Annotated in this window: 16 protein-coding genes; 8 read left to right on the top strand and 8 right to left on the bottom strand. The window is 61.0% G+C overall.

Annotation, left to right across the window (positions count from 1 at the left end):
- Positions 1-27: 27 nt before the first annotated feature.
- Complete coding sequence (locus tag CUR21_RS17705) at positions 28-1,053, bottom strand: AraC family transcriptional regulator (protein WP_198431746.1); 1,026 nt, start codon at positions 1,051-1,053, stop codon at positions 28-30.
- Between the two features lie 22 nt (positions 1,054-1,075).
- On the opposite strand from CUR21_RS17705, the gene CUR21_RS17700 reads away from it, so the two are divergent.
- Positions 1,076-1,969, top strand: coding sequence for an SDR family oxidoreductase (locus CUR21_RS17700; RefSeq protein ID WP_100198390.1), 894 nt, complete (start codon positions 1,076-1,078; stop codon positions 1,967-1,969).
- A 110-nt stretch (positions 1,970-2,079) separates the two neighbouring features.
- Here the strand turns inward: CUR21_RS17700 and CUR21_RS17695 are convergent, their stop codons facing one another.
- Complete coding sequence (locus CUR21_RS17695) at positions 2,080-2,487, bottom strand: RidA family protein (protein WP_100198389.1); 408 nt, start codon at positions 2,485-2,487, stop codon at positions 2,080-2,082.
- A gap of 217 nt (positions 2,488-2,704) precedes the next feature.
- Here CUR21_RS17695 and CUR21_RS17690 point away from each other — a divergent pair, with 217 nt between their 5' ends.
- The gene (locus CUR21_RS17690; protein ID WP_100198388.1) at positions 2,705-3,628 is read left to right on the top strand and encodes a LysR family transcriptional regulator; all 924 of its coding nucleotides are present in this window, start codon (positions 2,705-2,707) and stop codon (positions 3,626-3,628) included.
- Here CUR21_RS17690 and CUR21_RS17685 read toward each other — a convergent pair.
- Complete coding sequence (locus CUR21_RS17685) at positions 3,616-4,224, bottom strand: TetR family transcriptional regulator (RefSeq protein WP_100198387.1); 609 nt, start codon at positions 4,222-4,224, stop codon at positions 3,616-3,618. The genes CUR21_RS17690 and CUR21_RS17685 overlap by 13 nt on opposite strands.
- Before the next feature lie 83 nt (positions 4,225-4,307).
- Here CUR21_RS17685 and CUR21_RS17680 point away from each other — a divergent pair, with 83 nt between their 5' ends.
- The gene (locus tag CUR21_RS17680) at positions 4,308-5,297 is read left to right on the top strand and encodes an aldo/keto reductase (protein WP_232622853.1); all 990 of its coding nucleotides are present in this window, start codon (positions 4,308-4,310) and stop codon (positions 5,295-5,297) included.
- A gap of 78 nt (positions 5,298-5,375) precedes the next feature.
- Here the strand turns inward: CUR21_RS17680 and CUR21_RS17675 are convergent, their stop codons facing one another.
- Both CUR21_RS17675 and CUR21_RS17670 read right to left on the bottom strand, forming a co-directional pair.
- Positions 5,376-6,956 (bottom strand): pyridoxamine 5'-phosphate oxidase family protein, encoded by a 1,581-nt coding sequence (locus tag CUR21_RS17675; protein ID WP_232622852.1) that lies wholly within the window; start codon positions 6,954-6,956, stop codon positions 5,376-5,378.
- A 122-nt stretch (positions 6,957-7,078) separates the two neighbouring features.
- Complete coding sequence (locus CUR21_RS17670; RefSeq protein ID WP_100198385.1) at positions 7,079-7,705, bottom strand: glutathione S-transferase family protein; 627 nt, start codon at positions 7,703-7,705, stop codon at positions 7,079-7,081.
- Between the two features lie 178 nt (positions 7,706-7,883).
- Here CUR21_RS17670 and CUR21_RS17665 point away from each other — a divergent pair, with 178 nt between their 5' ends.
- Positions 7,884-8,783 (top strand): LysR substrate-binding domain-containing protein, encoded by a 900-nt coding sequence (locus CUR21_RS17665; protein ID WP_100198384.1) that lies wholly within the window; start codon positions 7,884-7,886, stop codon positions 8,781-8,783.
- A gap of 74 nt (positions 8,784-8,857) precedes the next feature.
- Here the strand turns inward: CUR21_RS17665 and CUR21_RS17660 are convergent, their stop codons facing one another.
- Both CUR21_RS17660 and CUR21_RS17655 read right to left on the bottom strand, forming a co-directional pair.
- The gene (locus CUR21_RS17660; protein ID WP_100198383.1) at positions 8,858-9,160 is read right to left on the bottom strand and encodes an Atu4866 domain-containing protein; all 303 of its coding nucleotides are present in this window, start codon (positions 9,158-9,160) and stop codon (positions 8,858-8,860) included.
- A gap of 8 nt (positions 9,161-9,168) precedes the next feature.
- Positions 9,169-9,891 (bottom strand): SDR family oxidoreductase, encoded by a 723-nt coding sequence (locus CUR21_RS17655; protein WP_100198382.1) that lies wholly within the window; start codon positions 9,889-9,891, stop codon positions 9,169-9,171.
- 115 nt (positions 9,892-10,006) lie between these two features.
- Between CUR21_RS17655 and CUR21_RS17650 the strand changes: the two genes are divergently transcribed.
- Positions 10,007-10,891 carry a LysR family transcriptional regulator gene (locus CUR21_RS17650; protein WP_100198381.1) on the top strand — a complete coding sequence of 295 codons (885 nt, stop codon included), beginning with the start codon at positions 10,007-10,009 and terminating at the stop codon, positions 10,889-10,891.
- Between the two features lie 25 nt (positions 10,892-10,916).
- Here CUR21_RS17650 and bla read toward each other — a convergent pair whose 3' ends face one another.
- Positions 10,917-11,801 carry a class A beta-lactamase gene (gene bla / locus CUR21_RS17645; RefSeq protein WP_100198380.1) on the bottom strand — a complete coding sequence of 295 codons (885 nt, stop codon included), beginning with the start codon at positions 11,799-11,801 and terminating at the stop codon, positions 10,917-10,919.
- 190 nt (positions 11,802-11,991) lie between these two features.
- Between bla and CUR21_RS17640 the strand changes: the two genes are divergently transcribed.
- From CUR21_RS17640 to CUR21_RS17630, 3 genes are all read left to right on the top strand, one after another.
- The gene (locus CUR21_RS17640; RefSeq protein WP_198431745.1) at positions 11,992-12,891 is read left to right on the top strand and encodes a LysR family transcriptional regulator; all 900 of its coding nucleotides are present in this window, start codon (positions 11,992-11,994) and stop codon (positions 12,889-12,891) included.
- A 256-nt stretch (positions 12,892-13,147) separates the two neighbouring features.
- A complete protein-coding gene (locus tag CUR21_RS17635) occupies positions 13,148-13,747 on the top strand; it encodes a TetR/AcrR family transcriptional regulator (protein ID WP_232622851.1) in 600 nt (199 codons plus the stop codon).
- A gap of 48 nt (positions 13,748-13,795) precedes the next feature.
- A complete protein-coding gene (locus CUR21_RS17630; RefSeq protein WP_198431744.1) occupies positions 13,796-15,982 on the top strand; it encodes a prolyl oligopeptidase family protein in 2,187 nt (728 codons plus the stop codon).
- Positions 15,983-16,145: the final 163 nt, after the last annotated feature.

The following is a 16,145-nucleotide window of genomic DNA, read 5'->3' as shown; positions in this document are numbered from 1 at the left end:
TCAACTTGCGGGATCTGACAAACCCTTTCAGGTTCCCAGATGCACTGCACGTTTCGCATAGTCCCGCGGTGCATATCCCATCGTCTTTTTGAACGCAGTGCTAAACGCTGCCTCTGACTCATATCCAACGCCCAGAGCGATGGTGCTGAGGGGATCTGTGGTCCGGCGAAGACGATCTCCCGCCAGCGTCATGCGCCAATGGGTCAGGTAGGCTAAGGGTGCAACGCCGACGAGTGTCTTGAACCGTGCCGCAAAGCCAGACCGCGACATGCCGCAGATGGTGGCAAGCTCCTCGACAGTCCACCGGCGCGCGGGATGATCGTGCATCTGGTTCAGTGCCGTGCTGATCCGTCGGTCAGCAAGGGCAAAAATCCATCCGGTTTCACTGGCGCCCTGAAGCAGAAAAGCCCGAAGCGTCTGAACCAGCATCTTCTGCGCTAGATGTTCAATGATCAGATCTGTGCCCGGCAGGCGGTTGCGCAATTCCACAAGCATCTGCCGGATGTCTTCCGAGAGGGTGCCATGGTTCTGCGCCGCGCGAACGATCACGACTGCGGGCAAAAGGCGCTCTAGAAGGGTGGCGTAATCCTGCGTCAGAACAAATCGGTTGCTGATGATCGAAAAGTCGGTTGGTGCATTCAGGACTGTAATGCCACTGTCGGGCAAAGCCTTGAACACCTGATCGGCGTTCACTGGTGCTGTGCCAAGATCGCTCGCCAATCGGAAGGCGCGGCCGCGCGGCAGCAAGAAACAATCGCCTGCAAAGAGTTGGTGAGGGTGGCTTTCTCCCTCCACCATCAACCAGCAGTTTCCAGCCGCGATCGCGCCCGTTTTGATCCCGTTCGGCTGCGCGGGAAAATGAACTGCCCAGTCTCCGCCCGCTTCAAAGCCAGCAGAGAGGTAATTGCGCGGTCGCAAAAGGGCGACCACGGATGACAGCGGGTCCATTGCGCGACCTTTGGATGATAGAGAAGGTTTTTTGGAGTTTGCCGCATAGATCGTCTGAATGCCAGCTCTTAGTCTTTGTCGGGTGGTGGCAAGGTGACCGCCCAAGACAGAGGATCGGAGCAAGAAGATGAAGGTATTTGTGACGGGAGCGACCGGCTTTGTGGGGGCGGCACTGGTGGCCGACCTGTTGGCTTCGGGTCATCAGTTCTTGGGATTGGCAAGATCGGATGAAGCAGCCCGGCAGGTGACGGCGGCGGGGGGCGTCGCGCATCGCGGCGATCTTCGGGATGTTGAGAGCCTTGTGGCCGGAGCGGAGGCCGCAGATGGCGTCATCCATACAGGTTTCATCCATGACTTCAGCCGCTTTGCCGACATGTGTGAGGTAGATGCCCGTGCGATCGAGGCGATGGGGCGCGCACTGGCCCCGTCGGGCAAGCCCTTGGTCGTTGCGGCCAGTGTCGCCTTTGTCGCCAATGGTCGGTTGGCAACTGAGGCAGATGGCGGGCCTGCACCGTCCGAAGCCTATCCGCGCCGGACAGAACAGGCGGCCGCATCGGTTTGCGCAATCGGGGGCCATGCATCGGTCGTGCGGTTGGCGCCGTCAGTTCATGGTCGGGGCGATCATGGGTTTGTGCCGATGCTGATTTCGATTGCCCGACAAAAGGGCTTTTCAGCTTTCATCGAAGATGGATCAAACCGTTGGGCTGCGATCTCACGGCCAGATGCGGCGAGCCTGTTTCGTCTGGCTTTGGAACGGAGCGTGGCGGGTGCCACCTACCACGGTGTCGCAGAGCAGGGGGTCACCTTTCGCGACATTGCCGTTGCCATTGGCAAGGGTCTGGGGCTGCCGGTCCGGTCTTTGACCAAAGAGGACGCCGCCAGCCATTTTGGCTGGTTCACTGGGTTCGCCTCGGCTGACTGTCCGGCAAGCAGTGATTGGACACAAGCGCAGTTGGGTTGGGCACCACGCGGGACGACTCTGCTTTCAGACCTGAGTGCGCCACATTACTTTGGCACCTGAGACGCCGCATAAAGCCGCGCGGGTGCAGGCGCAGGTGTGGCAGTTTCCGTCACCTATAACAGTGCAGGAAACTGCCGGCCCTGACGGGTTCAGACAGGGGCAGCCTGCGCCTATTTCGGCGCGCGGGCGATCATTTCGATCTCGATCTTCAGGTCTGGAGAGAAAAGCGCACTGACGCCGATGCCTGTCATCGACGGCATGGCATCGCCAAGAAAAGCCAGAAGGGGCGGGAATACCTCTGCGGCCTTCTCGGGGCCCCAATCGACAATATAGGCCCGCAGGCTGACGATATCGGCAGAGGTTGCGCCAATACTGTCAAGGCAAAGCCGCAGGTTGCTGCAAACGATCTCGGTTTGCTCCAACAAAGAAGCGGGCACGAGGGCGTTTCCACTTCGCGCGGCGATCTGGCCCGAGAAAAAGGCCAGCCGCTCTGCCTCGACAAGAGTTCCTTGTGAGTGGTGGTTCTGGGTCGAATCCCACAAGTCTGGCGGGTTCAGGCGCGTGAGTGGTCTGGTCATGGTGATCTGGCTCCTTTTGCGGCAACGACAACCGTCGCGTGACCAGCACTAGATAAGCGATCCGGCGTGGAAGCGATGTCCGCCCAGCGATGACTGGGCGTCATTGATCGTGGCGACGGGCCGGGCCCGTTCTGGACAGAGTGTGCAACGAGCAGATAGCTTGACCATCAGATCAGCGAGCTGCCAAAGCCAACAGCATCACAGCGGAGCAGACAGTGTGACGGGCAAGAGCCTGAATGAAATCATCATTTTCATGGCTGTCGCTGAGGCGGGAAGCTTTGCGCGTGGGGGGGAGGCCTTGGGCCTGACCGGATCAGCCGCCAGCAAAGCCGTTGCGCGGCTGGAGGCGCGGCTTGGTGTCAGGCTGATGCATCGGACATCGCGGGCGCTTAGTCTGACATCAGAGGGCGAGCGGTTTCGGGACAGCGGGCGGGCGATCCTTGAAGCGATTGATCAGGCGGAAGCAAGCGTTGCCACGCCCTCTGGCATCCCACAGGGATTGCTGCGCCTGAGTGTTCCAGATGCCTTTGGTCGAAAGATCATCATGCCGCTTGTCGCGCGCTATCTGGAAAAATGGCCTGACGTTCGCATCGACATTGATGTTTCGGATCGGCTTGTTGACCTTGTGGAGGAAGGCTTTGATCTGGCGGTGCGGATTGGCGGCGAAAGCGCCCCTGCTGGCATCGTGTCGCGGGTGATTGCGGACTATCCGGTGCGGATTTGCGCGGCCCCGTCCTATCTTGAACGTCGGGGCTATCCTTCCCACCCAGAGAGCTTGAGCCAACACGATTGCCTTCTGTTTCGCAGCGGCACCCGAACCCAAGAGTGGTTCGGGCAAAGTGCAGGCGCCACGCGCGAGAGGCTGCCAACGGCCGCCAGATTGCGGATGAACAGCGCCGAAGCGATTTACAACGCTGTAAGCGCGGGGCTTGGGATCGCGTTGCTGCCGTCTTTTCTGATCGACGAAGATCTGGCGGCGCGGCGCTTGGTTCATCTGTTTCCGGACATGGAGACCGGCCAGGTCAAAGTGGTTTGCCTTTTCCCCAGCCGGCGCTTGGTTGATCCCCGGGTTCGCGCCTTTATTGACCACCTGACGGCAGAGTTGCGCCGCTCTGCCCAAAGGCATGATCAGCGCGCATGACCCGGACGCAGAGCGCCAAACGCTTCGTCTAGCTTGTCGCGAAACGATGTGCCCGGGGCAAAGGTGAAATGCGCAAGTGCCACATCAAGGCAGGCAAAAGACGCGTGCGTCAGCGCATCTGCCTCCAGTCGGCGTGCCTTTGCGTCGCCAAGGCGACGGGCGATTTCAGGCACAAGATCAACAGCCCAAGCAGCATGCTTTTCCAAGGTATGCGCGCGCAGGCTTGCTGTGCTGTTGACGACCCGCATGGTTCTGGCCGCGGCGATTGGGTCGCTTTCGACACCTTCGACAAGCACATCATACCCCCGCCGCAACGAGGTCCAGACATCTTCGTCTGTCGGTCGGGCTTTTACCCTGTCAACAATTCTGGCTCCGTAAGCGGCGTGGCCCGCGACGACGATGTCTTCCTTTGTCGCAAAATAGCGAAACAAGCTTCGCCGAGAGATCCCGGAGGCAGACGCAATCTCGTCTGCGGTCACAGCGTCAAAGCCCTTTTCGTCAAACAGCACAAGCGCGGTCGCGGAAATGGAGGCAGCGACTGCATCCGCCTTGATTTTTCCAAGCGCGCGGGAAGGAACCGCAGATTCTCCGGGCATTGACACTCCATGCACATTATGGCACTCAGTGCCAAATAGTTATCGCAATGCCAAAATAGGCCAGTTTCGAAAAGGAGACAACCGTGGTCCAAGATCAGGACAAAACCGCCTTGCCACGTCGCAGGCTTGGCCGGAATGGCCCCGTGGTGTCAGCAATCGGATATGGCGCCATGGGCATTACTGACTTTTACGGGTCGGATCGCACCAACGATGGTGTCAAAACGATCAGGCACGCCCACGCGATTGGCGTGACCTTTTTTGACACGGCAGAGCTCTATGGCTGGGGCGATAATGAACGCATCGTTGGCAAAGCGCTTGCCCCCGTGCGGGAGGATGTGGTGATCGCCACAAAATTCGGCTGGACGCGCGATTATGGCTATAACAGCCGACCGGAGCATATCCGCAAGGTTTTGGACAACAGCTTGCGCTGTCTTGGGGTGGAATATGTTGATGTCCTTTATCAGCACCGCGTTGATCCCGAAGTGCCAATCGAAGACGTCGCAGGCACGGTAAAAGATCTTATCGACGCCGGGAAAGTTGGCCACTTCGGGCTGAGCGAGGCCGGGCCAGAAACGATCCGGCGCGCGCATGCGGTTCAGCCTGTCGCGATGCTGCAAACCGAATATTCGCTGTTCGAACGCGATGTGGAAGCGGTGTTTCCTGTGCTGAGCGAGTTGGGCATCGGGTTTGTTCCCTATTCGCCGCTTGGCCGTGGTTTCCTGACCGGGTCGGCAAAGCCCGCGGCGGACTATGACAAAAGCGACATGCGCAGCTTTGATCCGCGCTGGCAGCCCGGGGCTTTTGAACAGAATGTTGAAGCCGTTCGGCAACTGACCCTTTTGGCGCAAGCGCGCGGCATCAAGGTCTCTCAACTGGCGCTGGCTTGGCTTTTGGCACAAGGCGATCACATCGTGCCAATTCCGGGCACACGCAGCATCGCGCGGCTTGATGAAAATGTCGGCGCTGCGCATGTCGAACTGTCAGCCGATGATCTGGCAGAGATTGCGCGCATCCTGCCGTCCGGTGGATTTGGCGCACGCTATCCCGAAGCCTTCATGCCGCAATGGACGTAACCTTAGGGTGTCGATGACGGGCGCCACTTCACGGCTGGCAAGGCCCTCAACGACAGAGCAGATACCGCTCGCACATGATCAGCCGTCTGGCGGAAATACCTTTTGGTTCTCGGGCCCAAAGCTTTCCTGAAAGATCTGGTCGGGGCGGACGCCACCCGCTTCAAGGCCGCGCTGAAGATCGGACTGAAACATCGCAGGCCCGCACAGCATATACTGCGCAGTTGGGCCTGCGCCCAAGGCAAGTAAATCTGCGGCAGTGATCCGTCCGGCTGCATCATAATCGTCGCCGAGGCGGTCGGTCGATTGTGGTTGGCTGTAAAAGACCTGTCTGTGGCGTCTTGGAGCGTTGGCCAGAAGCCTGTTCTGCTCGGCCTTGAACGCATGCGTTGTGCCGTTTTGCGTGCCGTGCACGAACCAGATATCCCGCAGGCTGCAGCCAGCGTTGGCCCAGAGGATTGACAGCATCGGCGTCACGCCGACGCCCGCACTGACCAATACCAGCGGGGCATCACCCTCCGGTGCCACAAAGTCGCCAGCGGGCCCCGTCACCCAGACTAGGCTGCCTTCGGCGCTGCGGTCATGCAGATGCCGCGACACACGCCCCTTGTCCTCACGCTTGACGCTGATCCTGTAATATCCCCGCCTATCCGGTGGGCCAGACAGCGAATAGGCGCGTTTTGCAAGGCCCTGCTGCCCGGGAATTTGAACGCCCACGCTTAGATGCTGGCCTGCCTTGAACGGATCAAGCGGGCGGCCATCTGCGGCGACCAGATAAAAAGAGGTGATGTCGTCACTTTCACGCTGCTTCTGTGCAATCCTCAGTTGCCGTGCCGAGTCGTCCGCAGCGGTCCAGCGCAAAGAGATGGCCGCTGGTCGGTCCACCACAGCCTCAATCTCGACGTCAATCCACCGCAAGGCATCAGGGTCGGCTGCGATGTTCGGTGCCCAATCGATCCTTGCCCGCCCGGTCAGGTGCAGCAGCCCGCCTGTCGCAAAGTCCACAAACAGCAGGCCCACGTGCGGGTCAGCGATCAGATTGCCAATCGTGTTGAAGAAATTATTGCCCGCATAATCGGGCATCAACAGGCGGCGCGCTGTGTCAACGCGAACAAAGCCCGCAGCGCCGCCGCGGTGGCTGGCGTCATATCCGCCCGCACGCCCCGCCGCTTTGGGGTGGCCACTGCCGATGAACAGCGTATCGGCAGCCGCGATGCGGGCCATTTGGGCGGGCGTCAACGAGTCTGACCGTTGTGTTTTTCCGGGCGTGTCATCCCCCCGCGTGACAGTGCGCGGATTGATGTATTGGGGGCAGTTTCCAAAGGTCTGCCGGATGTCTACCAAATATCCGGTCCCGGATTGCTGAACCCGGCCGTTGAACCGATTGCGGCGGCGTGTGGCAAGATCAATCCCAAGAAAACCGATATCGGCACCGACCTGAAAAGGATCTGCCAGCGGGTCATCCTTTGCCAGTCGGGTCTCAAGGCCAAGGTGCTGCGGATCGGGCGATGACACAAAACCCTCCGCGCCTTCAAGAATCGTCACCCAGACATGACCCGACGCATCCGCACCCGAGGCCACCAGAAAAGGCAATCTGCTGTGAAAGGCCCGGTGCTGTTCAGGAAGGTGGTCACGGATGAAGCCGCCGCCCTGCGCGGTCATATCTCCTACGCCCGCCCGCATCTGTGCGACTCGCTCGCCTTCGTGAAAGGGGGTGGGACGTTCGGTTTGGACCCTGTCTGCACGCAGAGTTGGCACGGTCTGACCCATAGAATCGACGCTTTTCATGTCAGGGCCGGAATCGATGATGGGGCCATCGGCTTGAAGTTTGGCTGTGCCTCGATCCGCGCCAGCCACGCGCGAAGATTGGGATAGGGCGCAAGGTCAACGCCGCCTTCTGGGGCGTGAGCGATATAGCTGTAGCACGCCACATCGGCGATCGTGATCGTGCTGCTGGCCAGCCAGTCACGCGTGGCCAGATGCGCGTCCATCACCTTGAAAAGGTCATGCGCCTTGGCAACCGCAGCCGCATGGTCGTGATTGGTGCCAAAGACCTTGACCAGACGCGCGGCACAGGGACCGGCAAAGATATTGTCAGCGGCCACCGTCAGCCATCTTTGCACCTCGGCGCTGTGCCGGGGCTCTTGGGGCATCCAGTGCAGGTCTTTTGCGTAAGTCTGCACCAGATACACAAGGATCGCGTTGCTGTCAGACAGGCAAAACCCATCGTCACGGATCGCAGGCACCAGACCAAAGGGGCTGATGGCAAGAAAGTCCTGCGCCTTGTGGGCCGCGTTTGCCATATCAAGATCAACGGTGTCATAGGGCAGCGCCAGAAAGCTCAGCATCAACTCGACGCGGTGGCAGTGACCCGATTTGGGGTGGCGGTAAAGCGTGATGGCAGGGCGCATGGGTTCAGTCCTTTTCCTGACGGCCATAGCCGCAAGCAGCTTTGGCGCATGGGGTGATCAGTGGGGTGGGTTGTGCCCTTCGGCGGCACCCATCCGGTGATCCAGAGCTATTTCCATTGATGTTTGGAAAGAATACCGCACGTTTGGAATTCACTCTTTCGCAATACGGAATGATGCCATGGACCGGATACAGATGCTGACACTCTTCGTCGCCGTCGCCGAGACTGGAAGCTTTGCCGGTGCGGCACGGGCGACAGGGCTCAGCCCACCCACTGTCACCCGGGGTGTGACTGCGCTTGAAGACCACCTTGGTGCACGGCTTTTGATCCGCACAACGCGCGTTGTCCGGCTGACTGATGTCGGGCGGGACTATCTGGAAGAGGTGCGCGGCATCCTCGCCGATCTGCAGGCCGCTGACGATCTGGCATCGGGCATGGCGGTGCGTCCCGCCGGGCATTTGCGGATTACCGCGCCCGTTGAGTTTGGGCGCAGCTTCGTTGCACCAATCCTTGCAGATTTTCTGGACAGCTATCCAGACGTGACAGCAGAGTTGCTGACGGTTGATCGGATCGTCAATCTGGCAGAGGAAGGCATAGACGTGGCCCTGCGCATCGACGATCTGCCATCCTCGGGATTGATCGCGCTGCGCGTGGGAGAGGTGCGTCGTGTCGTCTGTGGATCGCCAAACTATCTCGCGGCGCGTGGTGTGCCGCAGACACCTGCTGATCTTGTGAACCACAAGATCATCGCGATCGGTGGCACCAGCCACGGCATCGACTGGCGCTTTGGCCGGAATCAGCCAGAGCGGGTGCGCCTGAAACCCCGGCTCTTTGTGTCCAGTGTCGGTGCCGCGCTGGAACTGGCGCGCAGCGATTGGGGTCTGACCCGGGCCTTGTCCTATCAGATTGACCCGGATCTTCGGCTTGGCACCCTCCAAACCGTGCTGGACGCCCATGAACCAGACCGCATGCCCGTGCATCTGGTCCATCAAGAGGGGCGGCGGGTATCGGCAAAACTGCGTCGCTTCGTGGATTTTGCCCGTGACAGGTTGCGGGCCCTGCCCGTCCTGAACCCATGACAAGATCGGGTCGGCCCCTATCAAGGGGCCGACCCGGGGGGGTGCAGTCAAAGCGCTGGCGCGCGCTGCGCCGATCACTTCCGGTATAAGATCATCCCGGCATGGTGCAGCACATCTGGTTCGACAAATTCACCGTCAGCGGTAAAGCCGGTATCGTCCCAGTAGTTGATATGGGTTCCGGTGATTTCATAGCGGCCTTCATAGGCGCGCTCGCGGTTGCCACGGGCCTCGACATAACGGCCATTGGGCAAAAGTTCATGCCGGATACGGCCATCTTCGGTGACCCACATTCCGACATAAGGATGGGGCGTGGCGCTTTGGCCAAACTCTGCGCCAATGGCCAAAAGTGCGGCGGTAAGCATGATCGTTTTCTCCATGATGGGCCTCAGTTTGCGGATGCTGTCGGGCGAATGGTGATTTCTGTCGTGTCCACGCCGGGTGGGGCGTCGATCAACTGACGCACGGCGCGCGCGATATCGGCAGGTTGCAGGGCAATCGCGCGATAATCCGCGATCAACTTGCGCGTCGCATCATGGGTGATGCTGTGCGCCAACTCGCTTTCCACCACACCGGGATTGACACAGGTGACCCGAATGCGGCTGCTTTCTTGGCGCAGCGCGTCCGATATCGCGCGAACGGCGAATTTCGTGCCGCAGTAGACGGCGGCGGTCGGCACCGCCTGCAAGGCTCCGATCGACCCGATGTTGATGATCTGGCCGCTGCCTTGCCGTTCCATCGCGGGCAATACAGCGCCTATTCCCCACAGGACGCCCTTGATGTTGACGTCCACCATCCGCTCCCATTCCTCGAACTGAAGCGCGGACATCGGGGACAGCGGCATGACCCCGGCGTTGTTCACCAACACATCAATGCGCCCCCAAAGGTCGAGGGCGGTCTGCGCGAAGCCTTGCACCGCGGCACGGTCTGTGACGTCAAGGGCGTGGGTGGCAACCTCTGCGCCCCCTGCGCGCAGGGCCGCCGCAATGGCGTCAAGCCGTTCGGTGCGGCGCGCGCCCATCAACACCTTTGCCCCCCTTGCTGCAAGTTCGCGGGCGATGCCTTCCCCTATCCCGCTGGACGCTCCGGTAATCAGAATGACTTTGTCCATCGCTGTCTCCTTTTCAACCTGATGGTGCAAAGCAAGATGGACGACCGTGACTGTAAACGGTATTGGCCCGATATTGGACTGGCTGGTTAGTCATGCTGGACAATGGGGCAATCGGATGGACCTGAACTTGCTGCCACTCCTGCTTGCCGTCGCAGAAGAGCGGAACTTTCGCAGCGCGGCAGACAGGCTTGGTGTGACGCGATCCGCTGTCAGCCAAGGGATCCGCCGTCTTGAAGACAGGCTGGGGCTGCAAATCGTCATGCGCACGACGCGGGCGGTGCGCCTGACCGAAGCCGGAGAGCGGCTGGTGGACAGTTTGCGCGCGCCCATGGCGGCGGTGCAGGACGCGCTCGAGGTGAATGCCGACACACCCAGTGGCAAGCTGCGGCTGGCGGTCACATCCATTGCCGAAGATTTCCTGTCCGGCCCCTTGCTCGCCGGATTTGCGCAGGCCTATCCAAAGATCACCGTTGACGTGACGGTGACGGACGATGAGTTCGATATTGTCGAACGCGGCTATGATGCCGGTGTCCGGCTGGGCGAGGTGATCGAGCAAGACATGATCGCCGTGCCGGTCAGTGGCCCGCAAACCGAAGTGGCGGCAGCGTCACCCGGCTATGTCGCGGTGCATGGTGTGCCGGTGCATCCAAGGGATCTGCTGCAGCATCGCTGCATCGGCTGGCGTCCTGCGCCCGACAGCGCGCCGTGGCGATGGGAATTCGAAGAGGATGGCAAGCCCTTTGACGTGATGGTTGATCCGCAAGTCACGACCAACGACCTGCGGCTGATGTTGCGGGTCGCCTTGGCGGATGGCGGCATCACCTTTGCGCCGCGCGATTGCATGCGCGAGCATTTTGCCTCTGGCGCACTGGTCCCGCTGCTGACCGAGTATCTTCCGCCGTTTTCCGGGTTCTTTCTGTATTTCCCGCAGCGCAAGCACATGGCGCCCAAGCTGCGGGCGTTGATCGATCACATTCGCCAGTGGCGCCGCGCAGAGTGATCCGCGCAGCGCTGTCCCGGTGCCGTCAACGGTTTGTCACAACCTGCATCACCGCCTCTGACAGGGCGATGACTGCGGCGTTGCGGGTGGCAAAGTCGGCATCGGCATCTGACAGAAAGATGGAAATGAAATAGGGCGCTTTGCCCGGTGGAGTGACCATGGCGGCGATGTTGCGGTTGAAGTCCCCGCTTCCCGATCTGTCCGCCACCTGCCAGCCCTCTGGCGTGCTGGCCCGGATCAGGGCACCCGTGACGCCCCCGGCGCTCATCCAATCGACCAGCCGCGCGCGCGACTCTGCTGTCAGGGCGTCTTTGTTCAGCAAGGCGTCCATGGTCAAGGCCATCGCATCCGGGGTGGTCGTGTCGCGCGGGTCGCCGGGTGCAAAATTGTTCACGTCGGGCTCGCGACGGTCCAGCCGGCTGACCGGATCGCCAATGTCCCGCAGGAACGCGGTCACGCTTTGCGGTCCGCCGATCCGGTCAATCAGCAGGTTGGTTGCCGTATTGTCGCTCATATCCAGCGCGGCAAAGCAAAGCTCACCGATGCTCATGGATTTTCCCACCATCGTTTCGGTGACAGGGGCATAGTCAAGAAGATCGCTGTCCCTGATCGCGATGTCTTCGTCGAGCGAAAGGACACCGTCATCCACACGGCGCAACACCGCACCACAGAGCATGGTCTTGAAGGTGCTGTTCATCAGAAACCGTTCATCGGCGCGGTGGCCTAGCGACCATGCCGAACCGCTGTCGCGGATCACCACTCCGACGCGGGCGTCGAGATCGCGTTCGATGCGTTCGATGGTCGCGGCAAGACGGTCCTCCGGGTTTTGGGCCATGGCGGGGGCGGCTGTCAGCAGTCCCAGCGCAAGCCCGGCAGCCAGAAAGGGCAGCTTGGCGGCTTTGGTCAACATAGGGTCGTCCTCATTTTGGGGATGGCGCTATATGCGTCCTTCGCCCCGCATCCGGCCGGGCGAGGCGCAGGGCCATCATCGGTTGAAGCACACAGGGCATCAGTTAATGTCGCGGGGCTGCCTCTAGCCTGCGACTTTACGGCCATCAAACGACAAAGTATCACCCTTGGCATTAGCTGGAGTAATGCCCATGGATCGCCCAGACCTGCCTTTGAACGGCCTGCGTGTCTTTGAAGCCGCGTATCGGCAAGGCAGTTTTACCCGCGCTGCCATAGAGTTGCGCGTCACCCAAGCCGCCGTCAGCCATCAGATCGCACGGCTTGAAGATCGGCTTGGCGTGGCCCTGTTCGTGCGCGCCTCCGGCGGATTGGTGCCGACTGATGAGGGAAAGGCGCTCTATCCCGTGCTGGAACACGGGTTTGACGCGATGGCGCGCACGCTCGACCGGATCACCGGGCATCGTCATATCGAGACGCTGAAGATCGGCGTTGTCACCACCTTTGCCGTCGGGTGGCTGTTGCCGCGGTTGCCAGAGTTCCGGCAGAGCTATCCGTCAATTGACCTGCGCCTGTCCACAAACAACAACCGTGTCGAGATCCTGCGAGAAGGGCTTGATATGGCGATCCGCTATGGGACCGGCTCTTGGACGGGGGTCGAGTCAGAACTGTTGCTGGACGCTCCGCTCACACCGCTCTGCGCGCCATCTATTGCCGAATATCTGGAGACGCCGGAAAACCTGAAACGCGAAGTTCTGCTGCGCAGCTATCGTGGGGATGAATGGCCCCGCTGGTTTGCAGAGGTCGGCACATCCTGTCCGCCTCTGACGGGACCGATGTTTGATTCCTCGCTCGCGATGGCGGATGTCGCGTCCGAAGGCGTTGGGGTTGCGCTCCTTCCTGTGGGCATGTTCTCGCGCCGCATTGCGGAACGGCGGCTGGTTCAGCCGTTCTCAACCGTCTTGTCGGTCGGGGGCTATTTTCTGACATGGCCAGCAGACCGCCCCCAAAGCCCCGCGATGGTCGATTTCGCGCGGTGGCTGCGGGGCATGTCGGCAACCGATGATCCCCGGATGACGGACTGGCGAGGCTGATCTGGCCGCTTGTGCCGCATCGGCGGTCTGCCATGATTTTGCGCTCTTTCCAAAAATCAGCGTGATTCCAATGCGTTGCTGTCCTGCTTTCTTGGGCTTGAGGTCCGGTCTGGCGACAGTCCCGCCGACGCCTTGCATTTTCTGTCACTAAGTGACATATCATGCGTGTCACTTAGTGACAGGGTGGGGCGTGATTAGCAGCCCCCCTGACCGAACAAGAGCGAGGAAAGGCGAGAGAGTGCCAGACGGATCAAGAGTGACGGATGCCCGGCTTGACGTCTCCCGGCACGCCGCAAGGCTGTTCTGGGAAAAGGGCTTCGAGGCGACCAGCGGCGATGACATCGCGGCGGCGGCAGGGATATCGACGCGCACCGTCTGGCGGTATTTCAGGTCGAAAGAGGCCTGTGTCGAACCCGTGTTAAAGGTGAGCGAGCTTCGCTTTGCGGCGCTTCTCGGGCAATGGCCCAAGTCCGAGAGTATCGAGCAGTTTCTGGGTCGGTCCATGGCCGCTTTCGCCGCTGACGAGGCCTTTGTGCGCGACAGCATCGCCGCTGTCCGCATCCTCGCAATCTTGTATCGCGAACCTGCGCTCCGGTCGGCGTGGCTGATGGCCTGCGACGAGGCCGAGAGGGAACTTGTCGCCATCGTCGCCCACCGGGCATCGCGTCCTGCGGATGATTTTGAGGTCAGGCTTTGTGCCGCCTCCATCACCGCCGCCATGCGACTGGTGGACGAAGAGATCAGCTCTGCCGTGATCAATGATGGGGCCCGCGTGACGGCACAAGACGCCACGTCCCGCATCATCGCGGCGATCCGTGCGGGGGCGACACTGCCCATTTGTGACCCTGTCGACTGACGGCCCCGCGCCGAAAGCTGCGCCCGCACAAAAAGAGGAGCCGACCTGATGACAGCCCTTTCCCCCCGGACCTTGGGCCGCGCCTGTGCCCGTGCGCTGTGCCGTTTTCGTGGCACGGCCATCGCGCTGCTGCTGTCAGGTGCCCCAACCGTTGCAGAGGAGACTGCGCCCATGATCTATCCCGAAACCCGCCAGACCGCGGCCGCCGAGGTGCATTTCGGTGTGACAGTCGCCGATCCGTATCGCTGGCTGGAAAACGACCCGAAAGAGGATGTCGAGGTTGCGCACTGGATAAAGGCGCAAAACGCGCTCTCGGCGGCGTATCTTCAAAGCCTTGATGGCCGCGATACCTTTCGTCAGCGGCTGACAGCCATCCTCGATCACGAAACCCTGTCGCCCCCGGCAGAACGTGGCGGCCGATATTTCTTTACCCGCAGTGGCGGGCTCGACAATCAGACGCAGCTTTTGATGCGAAACAGTGTCGATGGTGCAGATCAAGTCCTGATTGACCCGAACACGTGGTCACAAGATGGCAGCGTGGCCATGGCCGAATGGGTTGCCTCTGCAGATGGCGCCCATGTGGCGTTTGCCATGCAAGACGGCGGGTCCGATTGGCGCAGCATTCGGGTGATGGAGACGGCGACAGGCGCGTTGCTGGATGACACGCTAGACTGGGCCCGCTTTACCACCCTTGCGTGGCATCCCGATGGGTCGGGGTTCTATTACTCCCGCTTCCCCGAGCCCGAGGCAGGGGCGGCGTTCAGCGCCAGCGTAGAGGGCCATGCTGTCTATTTCCACCGGCTTGGCACTCCGCAGTCCGAAGATCGGCTGATCCACCCGGCAACACCGGGCCAAGCGCTGCTGCATACGGTGGATGTCACCGCCGATGGCCGTTTTCTGATCATCTACACCTCTGCGCTGACCGGGGGCGTCGCGGTGACGGTCACCGATCTGACTGTGCCCGGTTCAGACCCAAGGCCCATCGTGCAGGGCCATGACGATCGGTGGGTCCTGTTGGGCAATATCGGCACCACGCTTTATTTTGCGACGCAAAAGGATGCGCCGCGGGGTCGGATCGTGACGCTCGATCTGACAGAGCCGCAGCCCGAGGTTTCAGAGCTTATTCCGGAACGGCCCGATGCGGTGCTGCGCGAAGGCGGATCGGCTGTGCTGGGCGACCGGCTTTTGGTGTCCTACACCGTCGATGTGCAGTCACAGGTGAACCTGTACCGGCTGGATGGCTCGTTTGATGCCACAGTCTCGCTGCCGGGGCCCGGTAGCACCGGGATCGTGCAGGGCCGTCCCGGCAAGAACGAGGCCTTCTTTGCCTTTACCAGTTATGACGCGCCGCTGACGGTTCTGCGCCTTGATGTTGCGGCCAAGCGCACGACGGTATGGGCGGCCCCCGAACTCGCGGTTGATTTGCGAAAGATTTCTGTCGAGCCGCGGTTTTATAAGTCAAAGGATGGCACCCGGGTGCCTCTCTTTGTCGTCCGGCGCACGGATGTTATCGGCCCCTCCCCAACGATGCTGACGGCCTATGGCGGGTTCGGCATCAGCATGGTGCCGCATTTCTCGGCCGCCGCCATGGCATGGGTGGAACAGGGCGGCACCTATGCCTTGGCAAACATCCGGGGCGGGGGGGAATACGGACAGGCTTGGCATCACGCCGGGCGGCGGGCCAACAAGCAAACCGTGTTCGACGATTTCATCGCCGCCGGGGACTATCTGATAGACCAAGGGATCACGCCACCAGATGGGCTGGCGATCCACGGAGAGTCCAACGGCGGGTTGCTTGTTGGCGCGGTGGTCAACCAAAGGCCCGATCTGTTTGCCGCGGCTCTGCCCAGTGTTGGCGTGCTTGATATGCTGCGCTTTGACCGCTTTACCAGCGGCTCCACCTGGATCATGGAATTTGGCAACCCGGCTGTCGAGGCAGAGTTTCACACCCTGCACGCCTATTCGCCCCTTCACACGATCCAAGAGGGCGCGCGCTATCCCGCCATCCTGATCAACACGGCGGATACGGACAACCGCGTTGTTCCCGCCCATTCGTTCAAATATGCCGCCACGGTGCAGGCCGCCGATCTGGGCAATCGTCCGCGTCTTCTGCGCGTTGACACCCGCGCAGGTCATGGTTCTGGCAAACCGACCCATATGGTGATCGACGAATACGCCGACATGTGGGCGTTTGCGGCGCGGTGGACCGGGCTTCAGGTCCGGCCTTCCGACTAGGCGCATCAGTCACCAGCGCAACCGTCAGTCATGGCGTCACGCCAAAGCAAACCGAAAGGACGGCCTGATGACCTGCGCACCCGTCGCTCCACACCATTTGAACAAAGTGCAAATCGGGGCAGGGCGGGGCACCGCAAGATAAGGCCATCATGGGGGCATCTCT

Origin of the sequence: Pseudorhodobacter sp. MZDSW-24AT, from assembly GCF_002794355.1 — a bacterium.
GTDB lineage: Bacteria > Pseudomonadota > Alphaproteobacteria > Rhodobacterales > Rhodobacteraceae > Pseudotabrizicola.
Note: the sequence above shows the minus strand (reverse complement) of the source record. Positions and strands in the feature narration are given on the sequence as shown.

Coding starts and splice junctions, on each gene's coding strand:
- CUR21_RS17700 (WP_100198390.1), top strand. CDS start 1,076: ATGAAGGTATTTGTGACGGGAGCGACCGGCTTTGTGGGGGCGGCACTG.
- CUR21_RS17695 (WP_100198389.1), bottom strand. CDS start 2,487: ATGACCAGACCACTCACGCGCCTGAACCCGCCAGACTTGTGGGATTCG.
- CUR21_RS17685 (WP_100198387.1), bottom strand. CDS start 4,224: ATGCCCGGAGAATCTGCGGTTCCTTCCCGCGCGCTTGGAAAAATCAAG.
- CUR21_RS17675 (WP_232622852.1), bottom strand. CDS start 6,956: ATGACCGCGCAGGGCGGCGGCTTCATCCGTGACCACCTTCCTGAACAG.
- CUR21_RS17670 (WP_100198385.1), bottom strand. CDS start 7,705: ATGCGCCCTGCCATCACGCTTTACCGCCACCCCAAATCGGGTCACTGC.
- CUR21_RS17665 (WP_100198384.1), top strand. CDS start 7,884: ATGGACCGGATACAGATGCTGACACTCTTCGTCGCCGTCGCCGAGACT.
- CUR21_RS17660 (WP_100198383.1), bottom strand. CDS start 9,160: ATGGAGAAAACGATCATGCTTACCGCCGCACTTTTGGCCATTGGCGCA.
- CUR21_RS17655 (WP_100198382.1), bottom strand. CDS start 9,891: ATGGACAAAGTCATTCTGATTACCGGAGCGTCCAGCGGGATAGGGGAA.
- CUR21_RS17650 (WP_100198381.1), top strand. CDS start 10,007: ATGGACCTGAACTTGCTGCCACTCCTGCTTGCCGTCGCAGAAGAGCGG.
- bla (WP_100198380.1), bottom strand. CDS start 11,801: ATGTTGACCAAAGCCGCCAAGCTGCCCTTTCTGGCTGCCGGGCTTGCG.
- CUR21_RS17640 (WP_198431745.1), top strand. CDS start 11,992: ATGGATCGCCCAGACCTGCCTTTGAACGGCCTGCGTGTCTTTGAAGCC.
- CUR21_RS17630 (WP_198431744.1), top strand. CDS start 13,796: ATGACAGCCCTTTCCCCCCGGACCTTGGGCCGCGCCTGTGCCCGTGCG.